General features: G+C 69.0%; 12 protein-coding genes. 10 read left to right on the forward strand and 2 right to left on the reverse strand.

Annotated features, from left to right (window positions below; all coding sequences use genetic code 11):
• The first annotated feature begins 91 nt into the window (after window positions 1-91).
• The 8 genes from bchO to NBY65_RS11420 all read left to right on the forward strand — a co-directional run bounded on the left by bchO (window position 92) and on the right by NBY65_RS11420 (window position 8,473).
• Window positions 92-1,006: an alpha/beta fold hydrolase BchO gene (gene bchO / locus NBY65_RS11385; protein ID WP_150040121.1), complete on the forward strand. Its 915-nt coding sequence runs from the start codon at window positions 92-94 to the stop codon at window positions 1,004-1,006.
• Window positions 999-2,312, forward strand: a complete 1,314-nt coding sequence (locus tag NBY65_RS11390) for a DUF3422 family protein (RefSeq protein ID WP_203330431.1) — start codon at window positions 999-1,001, stop codon at window positions 2,310-2,312. The genes bchO and NBY65_RS11390 overlap by 8 nt, the downstream gene beginning before the upstream one ends.
• 112 nt (window positions 2,313-2,424) lie before the next feature.
• Window positions 2,425-3,978 carry a phytoene desaturase gene (locus tag NBY65_RS11395; protein ID WP_338110402.1) on the forward strand — a complete coding sequence of 518 codons (1,554 nt, stop codon included), beginning with the start codon at window positions 2,425-2,427 and terminating at the stop codon, window positions 3,976-3,978.
• On the forward strand, window positions 3,965-5,056 hold the full coding sequence (locus NBY65_RS11400) for a phytoene/squalene synthase family protein (RefSeq protein ID WP_239002732.1): 1,092 nt from the start codon (window positions 3,965-3,967) through the stop codon (window positions 5,054-5,056). Before NBY65_RS11395 ends, NBY65_RS11400 begins: the two co-directional genes overlap by 14 nt.
• Window positions 5,057-5,099: 43 nt before the next feature.
• Window positions 5,100-5,441, forward strand: a complete 342-nt coding sequence (locus NBY65_RS11405; RefSeq protein ID WP_150040119.1) for a hypothetical protein — start codon at window positions 5,100-5,102, stop codon at window positions 5,439-5,441.
• Between the two features lie 158 nt (window positions 5,442-5,599).
• A complete protein-coding gene (gene bchE / locus NBY65_RS11410; protein ID WP_150040118.1) occupies window positions 5,600-7,321 on the forward strand; it encodes a magnesium-protoporphyrin IX monomethyl ester anaerobic oxidative cyclase in 1,722 nt (573 codons plus the stop codon).
• A gap of 16 nt (window positions 7,322-7,337) precedes the next feature.
• Window positions 7,338-7,958 carry a bacteriochlorophyll 4-vinyl reductase gene (gene bchJ, locus NBY65_RS11415; RefSeq protein WP_150040117.1) on the forward strand — a complete coding sequence of 207 codons (621 nt, stop codon included), beginning with the start codon at window positions 7,338-7,340 and terminating at the stop codon, window positions 7,956-7,958.
• 146 nt (window positions 7,959-8,104) lie between these two features.
• Window positions 8,105-8,473, forward strand: coding sequence for a 2Fe-2S iron-sulfur cluster-binding protein (locus NBY65_RS11420; protein WP_150040116.1), 369 nt, complete (start codon window positions 8,105-8,107; stop codon window positions 8,471-8,473).
• An 81-nt stretch (window positions 8,474-8,554) separates the two neighbouring features.
• On the opposite strand, the gene NBY65_RS11425 is transcribed toward NBY65_RS11420, so the two are convergent.
• Together NBY65_RS11425 and crtD are read right to left on the reverse strand one after the other, a co-directional pair.
• A complete protein-coding gene (locus tag NBY65_RS11425; RefSeq protein ID WP_203330430.1) occupies window positions 8,555-9,373 on the reverse strand; it encodes a carotenoid 1,2-hydratase in 819 nt (272 codons plus the stop codon).
• A gap of 17 nt (window positions 9,374-9,390) precedes the next feature.
• The gene (crtD, locus tag NBY65_RS11430) at window positions 9,391-10,956 is read right to left on the reverse strand and encodes a 1-hydroxycarotenoid 3,4-desaturase CrtD (RefSeq protein WP_203330429.1); all 1,566 of its coding nucleotides are present in this window, start codon (window positions 10,954-10,956) and stop codon (window positions 9,391-9,393) included.
• 111 nt (window positions 10,957-11,067) lie between these two features.
• Here crtD and NBY65_RS11435 point away from each other — a divergent pair, with 111 nt between their 5' ends.
• Window positions 11,068-11,937: a polyprenyl synthetase family protein gene (locus NBY65_RS11435; protein WP_150040114.1), complete on the forward strand. Its 870-nt coding sequence runs from the start codon at window positions 11,068-11,070 to the stop codon at window positions 11,935-11,937.
• A 189-nt stretch (window positions 11,938-12,126) separates the two neighbouring features.
• On the forward strand, window positions 12,127-13,281 hold the full coding sequence (locus tag NBY65_RS11440) for a methyltransferase (protein ID WP_150040113.1): 1,155 nt from the start codon (window positions 12,127-12,129) through the stop codon (window positions 13,279-13,281).
• The last annotated feature ends 18 nt before the right edge of the window (window positions 13,282-13,299 follow it).

Below are 13,299 nucleotides of genomic sequence, written 5' to 3' on the forward strand. Positions count from 1 at the left end.
AGGGGATACCTGTGAACCGGCGTCGCCTGCCCCGCGCGCGGATCCGCTGACGGGAGGGCGAGGCGTGGTGTTCACCTGTGCGGCGGATGTGATGGCAGACAGACCGGTTTGGGAGCGGGACGGGCGGGATTGGCCGAACCGGGAGGCGAGCCGCTTCGTGCGCGCGGGCGGCCTGCGGTGGCATGTGCAGGAGCTGGGGCAGGGGCCGTTGCTGCTGCTGCTGCATGGCACCGGCGCCGCCACCCATTCCTGGCGCGGGCTGGCCCCCTTGCTGGCGCGGCAATTCCGGGTGATCGCGCCGGACCTGCCCGGCCATGGCTTCACCGAGGCGCCGGCGCCGCAGCGCCTGTCGCTGCCCGGCATGGCCGGGCTGGTCACCGAACTGCTGCACACGCTGGGCGCCGGGCCGGTGGTCGCCGCGGGCCATTCGGCGGGCGCGGCGATCCTGGCGCGCATGGCGCTGGACGGGCATCTGCCGGCGCGGCTGCTGGTCAGCCTCAACGGCGCGCTGCTGCCTTTGCGCGGCATTCCCGGCCATGTGTTCTCACCGATCGCGCGGCTGCTGACGGCGACCTCGCTGGCGCCGAGGCTGTTCGCCTGGCGGGCGGCCAATGATCGCAAGGTGGTCGAGCAGTTGCTGCGTGCCACCGGCTCGAACCTGGAGCCGGTGCAGGTGGATTTCTATCGAAGGTTGATTCGTAGCCCCGGTCATGCCGCCGCGGGGCTGGCGATGATGGCCAACTGGGACCTGCGCCCGCTGGAGCGCGATCTGCCCCGGCTGGCGGTGCCGCTGGTGCTGGTGGCGGCGCATAACGACCGCACCATCCCGGCATCGGATGCGCAGCGCGTGCAGGCCCTGCTATCCTCGGCGCGTGTCGTCCCCATCCCGAGGCTCGGCCATCTCGCGCACGAGGAGGACCCCGAGCAGATCGCCGCACTGATCCTGCGACTGGCCACCGAGAGCGGCCTGTTGCCGGCGCCGCATACGGAGAGCTCCCATGCCTGACACCCTGCTGGAACGCATTGCCCTCCCCTCCGACCATCCGCAGCGCCGCGAGCTGAATGACGAGGTGCATGCCCGCCCGCCGGAGGCGCTGCGCCCGCCGCTGCGGCTGTCCTACATGGCGCTGTTTTCCGAGGGGATGTCGCGCGAGGAGGGCTGGCGGCCGATCCGCGACTTGTGCGAGCGGCTCGACGTCGAGCCGCCGCCGCTTGGGTCGACCTATTTCAGCACCGACCTGGGTAACTTCCGGGTGCGCTGGGAGCAGCATACCGAGTTCACCCGCTATCTGTTCAGCACGCCCGGGGCGAACGAGCAGGATCCCTTCGCCGAGCCGGCGATCGCGGCGGTGCCGCCGGACTGGATCGCCACGCTGTCCGGGCAGGTGATGACCGCGACCCATGTGGCGCTGGTTTCCGGCAAGCGCGGGCCGCTCGACACCGACGGGATCGCCACGAAGCTGTTCGGCGGCAACGTGCTGGTCGGGTCCCAGCTCGCGGACGGGGCGGCGACGGCGCTGACCGATTTCCGCATCCACGCGGACGGGTTCGGCCGCATCCTGGTGCTGGACCGCAGCACCACCCATCGCCAGGCCGGCCGCATGGTGCAGCGGCTGCTGGAGATCGACACCTACCGCATGCTGGCGCTGCTGGCTTTCCCGGTGGCCCGGGAACTGGCGCCCTATCTGGCCGCGCGCGAGCGCGAGCTGGCCGGGATCGCGGCCTCGCTGATCGATGTCGCCTCCGAGGATGAGGCGGAGATGCTCGACCGGCTGACCCGGCTGGCGGCGGCGATCGAGAGCCGGGAAGCGGACAACCTGTACCGCTTCAGCGCCGCCGCGGCCTATTACGAGCTGGTGCAGCGCCGCATCGAGGAACTGCGTGAGCAGCGCATCGAGGGGCTGCAGACCTTCCGGGAGTTCACGGAACGGCGACTGGCCCCGGCGATGAATACCTGTGCGGCGGTGGCGGCACGGCAGGAATCCTTGTCACTTCGCGTGGCGCGGGCGACCGGGCTGCTGTCGACGCGGGTGGATGTCACGCTGGAGCGACAGAACCAGGCCGTGCTGGAATCGATGAACCGGCGCGTGAAGATCCAGCTCCGCCTGCAGACCACGGTGGAGGGGTTGTCGGTGGCGGCCCTGACCTATTACGTGGTCGGGCTGGTGGGCTATGCGGCCAAGGGCGCGAAGGCGGCCGGCCTGTACGTGGATCCCGAGCTGGCGATGGGGGTCGCGGTGCCGATCGTGGCCGGACTGGCGGCGCTGGGCCTGCGCACCATCCGCCGCATGGTCACGCGCATGGCGACGTGATGTCGCCTCGCGCGCATTCCATGAGGCGGTTCTCAGCCCTGGCGCCGTGGGGGCGATATTGCTGCGGCATTACCAAAAAGCCACGCCGGCACTGGCGGGGGGTGTCAAGTTGGTGTTACACTCGTCCCGCATGCTCGACCTGACACACGCATCCGCGCTGACGGGCGCGGGACACGCCGGCCCGGCCCCCCACGCGGTGGTCATCGGCAGCGGATTCGGTGGCCTCGCGGCGGCTGTGCGCCTGGGTGCGCGCGGCTATCGCGTGACCGTGCTCGAACGCCTCGATGCGCCGGGCGGGCGCGCCTATGTGCACCGGATCGATGGTTTCTCCTTCGATGCCGGGCCCACCATCATCACCGTGCCCTGGCTGCTGGAGGAACTCTGGCAGCTTGCCGGGCGCAAGCTCGAAGACGATGTCGACCTGCGGCTGCTCGACCCGTTCTACCGGCTGCGCTTCGACGACGGGACGCTGTTCGATGTCTGCGGCGACCCGGCGAAGGTGCGGGCGGAAGTGGCGCGCATCTCGCCCGAGGACGTCGAGGGCTACGACCGCTTCATGCAGCTCAGCCGCAAGCTGTGCCGCGTCGGTTTCGAGGAACTCGGCCACGTCCCGTTCGGCGCGCTGACCGACATGGCGCGGGTGGCGCCGGCGTTGATCGGCGTGCAGGCCTGGCGCAGCGTGTTCTCGATCGTCTCGGGCTATGTGAAGCACCCCCATCTGCGCATCGCGCTGAGCTTCCACCCGCTGCTGATCGGCGGCAATCCGCTGCGGGTCAGCTCGATCTACGGCATGATCGAATCGCTGCAGCAGCGCTGGGGCATCCACTGGGCGATCGGCGGTACCGGCGCGCTGGTGCGCGGCCTGGTCAAGCTGATCGAGACGCAGGGCAACGCCATCCGCTACGGCGCGGAGGTGTCGCAGATCATGACCAAGGATGGCCGGGCCGTTGGCGTGCGGCTGTCCACGGGCGAGGAGATCGCGGCGCATATCGTCGTCTCCAACGCCGATTCCGCCTGGACCTACCGGCACCTGCTGCCGCCCGACGTGCGGCGCCGCTGGACCGACCGCAAGGTCGAGCGGATGAGCTACTCGACCGGGCTGTTCGTCTGGTATTTCGGCACCAACCGCCGCTACGACGACGTGCCGCACCACACGATCATGCTGGGCCCGCGCTACGAGGGCCTGCTGAAGGACATCTTCGATCGCAAGGTGCTGGCGAAGGATTTCAGCCTCTACATCCACCGGCCGACGGCGACCGATCCGTCGCTGGCGCCGGAGGGCTGCGACACCTGGTACGCGCTGTCGCCGGTGCCGCATTTGGATGCCGACATCGACTGGGCGAAGCAGGCCGAACCCTACCGGCAGGCGATCGCCCGCTATCTCGACGCCAACCTGATCCCGGGCTTCGAGCAGCACGTCGTCGCTTCCCGCGTCACCACGCCGCAGGATTTCCGCGACCGGCTGCTCTCCTTCAAAGGCGCGGGCTTCGGCATGGAACCGGTGCTGCTGCAGAGCGCCTATTTCCGGCCGCATAACAAAAGCGAAGACGTCGAGAACCTCTTCCTCGTCGGTGCCGGAACGCATCCCGGAGCTGGGGTGCCCGGCGTTTTGTCCTCCGCGCGGGTTCTCGACAGGGTGGTCCCGGATGTACGTGTCTTCACCTGAACGTTCCCCGGCCACCGCGGCCGATCTTGCCGCCTGCCGCGCCTTGCTGCGCGGCGGTTCGCGGTCCTTCTTCGCGGCATCCTTCCTGCTGCCGGGCAGCGTGCGCGACCCGGCCATCGCGCTCTATGCGTTCTGTCGCGTCGCCGACGACGCGATCGATATCGACGGCCACCTGCCTGGTGCGCTGGCGCGGCTGTACGAACGGCTCGACCGCGCCTATGTCGGCCGGCCCGTGCCGATCGCCGCCGACCGCGCCTTCGCCGAGATCGTCGCGCGCTTCGGCATCCCCAAGGAAATTCCCGCGGCCCTGCTGGAAGGTTTCGCCTGGGACGCCGAGGGGCGGATCTACGAGGATTTCTCCGGCGTCACCGCCTATTCGGTGCGCGTGGCCGGCACCGTCGGCGCGATGATGGCGATGCTGATGGGGGTGCGCGACCCGGACGTGGTGGCGCGTGCCTGCGATCTCGGCATCGCCATGCAGTTTTCCAACATCGCCCGTGACGTCGGCGAGGATGCGCGCAACGGCCGTCTTTATCTGCCGCGGCAATGGCTGCGCGAGGCCGGCATCGACCCGGATGCGTTCCTGGCGCGGCCGGTCTTCACCGAGGCGCTCGGCGGCGTGGTGAAGCGCCTGCTCGATGCCGCCGACGAATTCTACGCCCGCGCTGGTGCCGGCATTGCCTGCCTGCCGCTCGCCTGCCAGCCCGGCATCTGGGCAGCGCGTTACCTGTATGCGGAGATCGGCCGCGAGGTGGCGCGGGCCGGCTACGATTCCGTCTCCCGCCGCGCCGTGGTGTCGGGCAGCCGCAAGGCGCGGCTGCTCGCGCGCGCGCTCGCCGGCCCGGTCGGCGTCTCGCGCAACGCGAAGCGGCCGGCGGTGGAAGAGGCGCGTTTCCTGGTGGATGCGATCATCAACGCACCGCCGCCGCGCGAAAGCGGGCCGTTGTTTCCCGAAGTGCCCGAGCCGTCCGTTGGCCACAAGGTCGCGTGGGTGCTGCAGCTCTTCGACAAGCTCGAACGTCTCGAACGCATGGAGCAGCCGGAACAGCGGCGACGGGCGGTGGAAATCGCCCAGTAAGGGCGCACCCTGCCCCGGCGCCGCATCAGAAAGGGGAAAAGCGATGCGGTACTGGGCCGGAGCCATCCTGTTTGCAGCCGGGGCGTGGATGATCTTCTCCGCGCTGCGCAAGCGTCGTGCGGCGATCGCCTCTTGGCATGCGGCTGTGGCGGCGGGCGTGACGCCGAAGATGTCCTCGCTCGCGGGCTTTGCCCTGGCGATGCGGCCGATCATCCAGATCGTCCTGGTGCTGGCGGCACTTGAGGTGACCGCGTCCTACATGGCTGTCGATGGCGGCCGTCATTTCTCCTTCTTCGATCTGGGCGGCTTCCTGTTCATGCTGCTCGGCTACGGCGTGTGGTTCTCGATCAACACCCGCTACCGCATCATCCCGCTGCCACGCTGAGCCGTTGCGCTTCACCGAAGTTCGCAGTCGCCGCATGGAGAATTCTTAACCCGCCTCGCGGTCCGATGCGGAACAGCTTGACCTGGATCAAGGAAGGCGAGGCGGGGAGCGGTTAGTTCCCGCCAATTCCATTGTAGAAGCCCGGCGGGAGGTCGCTCATGCGCGTGCTGATGATCCAGCCAAACTATCACGCAGGCGGCGCCGAGATCGCCGGAAACTGGCCGCCGGGCTGGGTGGCGTATGTCGGTGGCGCGCTGAAGGCAGCGGGTATCGAAAATATCCGTTTCGTCGACGCGATGACCAACTACATCGACGACGACCGCCTGCGCGAGATCATCCGGCAGAACCAGCCGGACGTGGTGATGGCCACCGCCATCACGCCGATGATCTACCAGGCGCAGACGACCCTGAAGATCGCCAAGGAAGCGGCGCCGAACGCGGTCACCGTGCTCGGCGGCATCCACCCGACCTTCATGTATGCGCAGGTGCTCAGCGAGGCGCCGTGGATCGACTACATCGTCCGCGGCGAGGGCGAGGAGATCTGCGTCAACCTGATGCGCGCGATCAAGGACGGCACGCATCTGGCGCAGCGGCGCGAGATCAAGGGGCTCGCCTTCCTCGAGGACGGGCAACTGGTCGCGACGCCGGCGCATCCGGTGATCAAGGACCTCGACAGCCTGACGCCGGACTGGTCCCTGCTTGAATGGGACAAATACATCTACGTGCCGCTGAACTGCCGCGTGGCGGTGCCGAACTTCGCGCGCGGCTGCCCCTTTACCTGCCGGTTCTGCAGCCAGTGGAAGTTCTGGCGCCAGTACCGCACCCGCGATCCGAAGAAGTTCGTCGACGAGATCGAGGTACTGGTCAAGGAGCACAAGGTCGGCTTCTTCATCCTCGCGGATGAGGAACCCACCATCAACCGCAAGAAGTTCATCCGCCTGTGCGAGGCGCTGATCGAGCGCAACCTGCCGGTGCAGTGGGGCATCAACACCCGCGTCACCGACATCCTGCGCGACCGCGACCTGCTGCCGATGTTCCGCAAGGCGGGGCTGGTGCATGTCTCGCTCGGCACCGAGGCGGCGGCGCAGCTCAAGCTTGACCTGTTCCGCAAGGAAACCACGGTCGAGCAGAACAAGCTCGCGGTGAAGCTGCTCAAGGACGCCGGCATCGTCGCCGAGGTCCAGTTCATCATGGGGCTCGAGAACGAGACCCCGGAGACCATCGAGGAAACCTACCGGCTGGCGCTGGACTGGGCCCCCGACATGGTCAACTGGAACTGCTACACGCCCTGGCCCTTCGCCGAATTGTTCGAGGATCTCGGCGACAAGGTCGAGGTGCGCGACTACTCGAAGTACAACTTCGTCACGCCCATCATGAAGCCCGAGGGGATGACCCGCGAGCAGGTGCTGAAGGGCGTGCTGAAGAACTATGCGCGCTTCTACATGCGCAAGACCTTCTTCAGCTATCCGTGGATCCGCGACAAGTACAAGCGGAAATACATGCTCGGCTGCCTGAAGGCCTTCGCCAAGACCACCTGGGAGAAGCGCTTCTACGATCTCGAGCGTATCAAGTACAAGGGTATGTCGGCTGAGGTCGATCTCGGCTTCGACGAGACCAGGGTGCTGACCCGCGAGCAGATCGCCGAGCTGAAGACGGCGCGTCCGGAACTGGCCGCCGACATCGACTTCAAGGGCACGCCCAAGGTGGCGATCTCCGCCTGCGGCGCGCCGAACGACCTCGTCTACCAGGAAAAGCCGCAGCGGCGGATCAAGGAAGTCCCGGTCTCCGCCTGCGGCGCGCCGAACGACCTGGTCTACGAGGAACCCGAGGAAGCGGCTGCGGCGCCGAAGGCCGCGCCGCAGCAAGCGGCCCAGCCCTGAGCCGGGGCGGCGTCGCGTGACGCTGCATGCCGATGCGCCGGCCCATGACGGGCCGGCGCGGATCGGGCCCAACGCCATCATCCGGGTGGCCGAGGTGTTGCGTGCGGAAGCGGGGGAGGCGGCCACGGCCGATCTCTTCCGCGCCGCCGGACTGGACCATTACCTCGCCGCCATGCCCGAGCGCATGGTCGACGAAACCGAGGTTACGGCGTTGCAACAGGCGTTGCGCGCCACTCTCGGGCTGCCGCGGGCACACGAGATCGCCTTCGCGGCAGGGGTGCGCACCGCCGATTACCTGCTGGCACATCGCATCCCGCGACCGGTGCAATGGCTGCTGCACATCCTGCCGCCGTTACTGGCCGCGCGCGTGCTGCTCAATGCCATCAGCCGCCACGCCTGGACCTTCGCGGGCAGCGGCAGCTTTACCGCCGAAACCGGCCGGCCGGTGCGCGTGACGATCGCGCGCTGCCCGATCTGCCGCGGCGCCACGGCGCAGGAGCCGCTCTGCGACTTCTACGCCGGCACGTTTGAACGACTCTTCCGCGTGCTGGTGCATCGGCGTTCCCGTGTGACGGAAACCAGTTGCGAGGCGAAGGGCGGCCACGCCTGCGTCTTCGAGATCGCCTGGTCGCGCTGATCTTCCCCCGTGCGCGCGTTGATCCAGATCAACGCGCGCCGGCCGGAAGTACTTGGAACATTTCCGTACAAAAAGAAGGCACGTAAAGCCAGGAAGGCAAAGCCTTCACTTGGGACGCCGGCGCACACCCTCCACAGGAGAGTAAAATGCCAGTCGTGACTTTCACGTCCCCCACCCTGCACCGCGATGTGCGCGCCTATGCGACCGCCGGCGATACCCATACCTTGTTGAGCGTCGCCGAGAAGAACGGCGTCAAACTGCCGCATGACTGCCGCGACGGCGAGTGTGGCTCCTGTCTGATCAAGGTCGATTACGTCGAGGGCAAGCCCAAGATGGGAATGGCCCTGACCGAGAAGGAAAAGGACAGGCTGAAGGAAATGGGCCGGATCACCCAGGCCCAGATCGAGGACGCGGAAGTGCGCGACATCCCGCCGCCGTACCGGCTGGCCTGCCAGTTCGTGGTGCGCGACGAGGAAATCATCGTTACCTTCAGCGGTCAGCCGGGAGAAGGCTGACCGGAAGCAAGGCGAGGGGCTTTGCCCCTCGACCCCACCAAGGGCCACAAGGCCCTTGGAACCCATTCGCGCTGCGCGGCGTCAGCGCAAGGCACGCGGCATCCGGAAGGGCAGCAGGGCCTGCACCCAGGTTGAACGGAAGCGGTCCAGGCACAGGCTTTCATGCACCGCCGTGGCGGTTTCGCCCAACAAGTGCGTTTCCAGCACCGAGCGCGCGTAGAAGGGTGTATCCTCCAGCGTCTCCACCACGCGGGCGCCGCGCCCGGCATCGGCCCGCGTGCCGCGCTGCACCCGCCAGGACGTGCCGGGCAGCGTCACGAAAGGCGGGGGATCGAAGGGTTCGACCCCACCCGACGGATCGAAGCGCAGGCCCATCAGCGGGCCGGCACCGTCGCGGCGGGTGACGTCGTACAGCACCGCCGTGCCACGTCGCAGCGCCGCGCGTGACCAGTCCCAGCGCTTGAAGGCGGCCTCCAGCGGCTCGTCGCCCTTGTTGGAGTCCAGGTAGCCGTTGCCGCTCCAGCGCAGGGACGGCCGGTCCAGCGCCACCTCGACCCGGGCGCAGGGCGCGATCGGCGTCCAGTGATGCCGGCCGGCGGCATCCAGCCGGTACGGCTGGCCGGCGAGCGCCTGCGGATGCACCCGCACCGTGCCGCGGATGCGCACCGGCAGCGGCACCGCCACCTCGTCGATGCGGATGGTGAGGCTGGTGCCGTCCCATTCCAGCGCGCTCGGGCCGATCTGCAGCGTCGTGGCATCGCGCTGCACCGCGCCACGGCCGCGCTCGGTCATGCTCCAGTGCTTGCCGCCGCTGCCGTACAGCGCCACGTTCACCGCGGCATGCTGCAGCGGATCGCCGCCGCCGCGCCGCCGCGCCCAGGCGTAATAGGGCGAGAACACCGTGCCGATGAAGGCGATCAGCGTGAGCCCGTGCCGCCCGTCATCGCTGAGCGCATCGACATACCACCAGGCATAGCCACCCGGTGCAACCGCTGCATCGAAGCGAGGTCCGCGAGCAGGCTGGCCACCGCCAGCCGGCCCGACATCGCGGCCATCGGCACGCCCGGGCCCGGATGCACGCTGCCCCCCGTCAGGTAAAGCCCCGGCACCTGGCTGCGCGCCGCCGGCCGCTGGAACGAGGTCGTCGAGCCGTGCACCGCCCGCCCGTACAGCGCCCCGCCCGTGCGTGGGAACAGACGCTCGAACCCCGCCGGCGTCGTCACCACCGTCGCTTCCGGGCGCCGGTGCACGGTCAGGCCGCAACGCCGAAGGTGGGTGAAAGTCCGCTCCTCGCATAGCGCGATCTCCGATGCGGTGAAGGGCCGCGTATCGCCGACGGCCGGCGCGTTGACCAGACAGAGCAGCCGCTCCGGGCCACGGAGGGCGCCGCCGGCGGCGTCGCGGTCCTGCGCGCAGACATAGACGGTGGGGCCGGCGGGCAGCCGGGCACGCCGCAGGTCGTCGAATTCGCGGGTATAGTCGGACGAAAAGAATACGTTGTGGCGCATCAGCGGGAAGCCCGCGGTTTCGGCCACCATCGACCAGGTGACCGCCGAGAAGGACCGCTCCGCCCGGTCCGCGCCCGGCGCCGCCGCGGCCGCGCCACGGCCGAGCAACCCGGCGGCGATGGCGGCGGCATCGGCATTGGCGATCACCGCGTCGGCCTCGATGCGCTCGCCGCCGGCCAGGCGCACGCCGCAGGCGCGCCCCCCCGCGACCAGCACCTCGGTGACCTCCGCGCCGGTGCGCACCGTCGCGCCGCGGGCGGTGGCCAGGTCGGCCAGGGTGGTGACGATGCGCTGCATGCCGCCCTGCACCAGCCAGACGCCTTCCTGCTCGACATGCGCGATCAGCATCAGCGTCGCCGGGGCCTGGAAGGGCGAGGAGCCGGAATAGGTGGAATAGCGCCCGAACAATTGCCGCAGCCGCGGGTCGCGGAAATGATCGGACAGGGCTTTCCACAGAGTGGTGTAGGGTGACAGCCGCCACAGATCGCCGATGCCGCGGATGCCCGCCGCCGCGGTCAATTGCGGCAGGGTCGGCCGCTGCACACGGATGAAGGAATGCTCGAGCGTGGCGTAGGTCCGTTGCGCCCGGGCGCAGAAATCGCGGTAGCCGCGCGCCTCGGCCGCGCCGGCGAACGTGCCGATGGCCTCGGCCGAGCGGTCGATATCGGCATGGAGGTCGAGCCTTGCGTGCCCGTCCCAGGCGTGTCGGGCCAGCACGTCGACCGGTTGCAGGTCCAGGTGCGCCGGGAGGGTTTCGCCGATGGCATCGAAGATTTCCTCGAACACCCAACGCATGGTAAAGACGGTCGGGCCGGAATCGATGCGGGCATTGCCGACCGCAAGCTCCCGCAGCTTGCCGCCCGGTGTCGGTGCGCGCTCCAGCACGATCACCTCGATGCCTTGGGCGGCGAGTTCGAGGGCGGCGACGAGGCCCCCCACCCCAGCCCCGATTACAGCGACGCGGCTGGTGCGCAAGGTCTGATTGCCCCCGAAAGAATGTCGTTGACTCGCTTGTCCATACGGCATGACACTTGTAACTGACAACCCAACTTGACAGTCCTACGCACCGGCGGGAGGCGCGCTTCCATGGATGCGACTTCGCGAATCGAACGGGCCCTGGCGGCTGCCGTGGCACGAGCCGAGGGCCTGGGCGGTCCGCCGAAGCTGGCCGAGGCCATGCATTACTCCGTGTTCCCGCGCGGCGCACGCATCCGTCCGCGGCTTTGCCTGGCCGTTGCGCGCGCCTGCGGCGACGACGAGCCGGCGATCACCGATGCCGCCGCGGCTTCGATCGAGTTGATGCATTGCGGTTCGCTGGTGCACGACGACCTCCCCTGCTTCGACGACGCCGACATACGTCGGGGGAAACCCGCCGTTCACAAGGCTTTCGGGGAACAGATTGCGGTATTGGCCGGTGACGCGCTGATCGTCATGGCGTTCCAGGTGCTTGCCTGGGCCACGGTCAGCCGGCCGGAGCGGTTGTCTCACCTGATGCTGACGCTCGGCCGCGCCGTCGGCGCGCCCTCCGGCATCATCGCCGGCCAGGCCTGGGAATGCGAGCCGGTGATCGACCTTGCCGAATACCAGCAGGAAAAGACCGGCGCGCTGTTCGCCGCCGCGACCGTGATGGGGGCGGCGGCCGCGGGCATGGAGGCGGAACCCTGGCGCCTGCTCGGCGAGCGGCTCGGCGAGGCGTATCAGGTCGCCGACGACATCCGCGACGTCGCTTCCAGCCGTGAGGACCTTGGCAAGCCGATCGGCCAGGACGCGGCGCTGGGGCGGCCGAGCGCGGTGGCACAGCTTGGCATGCAGGGCGCGCTGGCGCGGCTGAAGGATCTCGCTGCCGGCGCCGTCGCCGCGATCCCGGATTGCCCGGGGGCGGCCGAACTGCGCGCCCATATCCTCAGCGAATCGCAGCGGCTGGTGCCGCCGAAGCTGGCGGCCGCGGCCGCCTGAGCCTGCGCCGCGCCGGACGCGATCCGGGCGCGGCAGGGCTGATCCCGTCACGCCCGGCCGATGCCGGTCACCCGCGTCCTCGGTAGGGTCCGAGGCCGCGGCAAGGCCGCGTTGGGTTCGGTTGTGTTGCCGTGGTCGGCACTCGCGCGTCCTGGCATCCGGACTGGCCCGGTAGGGAAGTCCCTGCGCATGCCATTTTCCACGAACCTGCGTGACCGGCTGCTTGGCTGGCGCGACCGCGTGCTCGGCGATCCGCGGTTCCAGCGTTGGGCGGCCGGGTTCCCGCTGACCCGCCGCATCGCCCGCCGTGACGCGCAGGCGCTGTTCGATCTCGTGGCGGGCTTTGTCTATTCGCAGATCCTGTATGCCTGCGTGCGGCTGCGCGTGTTCGACATGCTGCAGGGGGCGCCGCAGGAGCTGGATGTCCTGGCGTCACGGATGGGGATGCCGCCGGAGGCGGCGGCGCGGTTGCTGGACGGGGCGGTGGCGCTGCGGCTGCTGTCGCGGCGCGGCGTGGGCCGCTACGGGCTCGGCCGGCTCGGCGCTGCCCTGGTGGGCAATGCCGGCATTGCCGCCATGGTGGAGCATCACGCCATGCTCTATGCCGATCTTGCCGATCCGGTGGCATTGCTGCGCGGCGAGCGCCCGACGACGGAACTTGGCCGTTACTGGCCTTATGCGGGCAGCGATGCCGCCGTCGCCCGCGATCCGGAAGCGGTGGCCGGCTATACCGCGTTGATGGCGGCTTCCCAGCCGATGATCGCGGCCGAGGTGCTGGACGCCTATCCGCTGCAGCGCCATCGCTGCCTGCTCGATGTCGGCGGCGGCAATGGTACCTTCCTGATTGCCGCCGCTGCCCGGGCGCCCGCGCTGCAATTGACGCTGTTTGATCTGCCGCCGGTCGCCGCCAGCGCCGCCACACGGTTCGCCGCGGCGGGGCTGGAGGGGCGGGCACGCGCCGTCGCGGGGGATTTCCGCCTCGATCCGCTGCCTGCGGGGGCCGATATCGTTTCGCTGGTGCGCATCATCCACGATCATGACGATGCCACCGTGCTGACCCTGCTGCGGGCGGTGCATCGTGCCCTGCCGCCGGGGGGCACGCTGCTGATCGCCGAGCCGATGTCCGGCACGCCGGGCGCCGAGGCGGTGGGCGACGCCTATTTCGGGCTTTATTTGTTCGCCATGGGGCGCGGCCGGCCGCGAACGCCGGCCGCGATTGAAACCTTGCTGAAATCCGCAGGCTTTTCGGTGATCCGCAGAATCCCGACACGCAGCCCGATGCTGACCAGCGTCATGGTTGCAACAATGTCAGGTTCCGGTCAGGTTGCTGTAAATCCGCCTTGACATTACCGAACGTCAATG

It is taken from the genome of Rhodovastum atsumiense, from assembly GCF_937425535.1.
Taxonomy (GTDB): Bacteria; Pseudomonadota; Alphaproteobacteria; order Acetobacterales; family Acetobacteraceae; genus Rhodovastum; species Rhodovastum atsumiense.

Bases quoted from the DNA above. Each gene is read 5' to 3' on its own strand.
- bchO (WP_150040121.1), top strand. From the start codon at position 92: ATGGCAGACAGACCGGTTTGGGAGCGGGACGGGCGGGATTGGCCGAAC.
- NBY65_RS11390 (WP_203330431.1), top strand. From the start codon at position 999: ATGCCTGACACCCTGCTGGAACGCATTGCCCTCCCCTCCGACCATCCG.
- NBY65_RS11405 (WP_150040119.1), top strand. From the start codon at position 5,100: ATGCGGTACTGGGCCGGAGCCATCCTGTTTGCAGCCGGGGCGTGGATG.
- bchE (WP_150040118.1), top strand. From the start codon at position 5,600: ATGCGCGTGCTGATGATCCAGCCAAACTATCACGCAGGCGGCGCCGAG.
- NBY65_RS11420 (WP_150040116.1), top strand. From the start codon at position 8,105: ATGCCAGTCGTGACTTTCACGTCCCCCACCCTGCACCGCGATGTGCGC.
- NBY65_RS11435 (WP_150040114.1), top strand. From the start codon at position 11,068: ATGGATGCGACTTCGCGAATCGAACGGGCCCTGGCGGCTGCCGTGGCA.
- NBY65_RS11440 (WP_150040113.1), top strand. From the start codon at position 12,127: ATGCCATTTTCCACGAACCTGCGTGACCGGCTGCTTGGCTGGCGCGAC.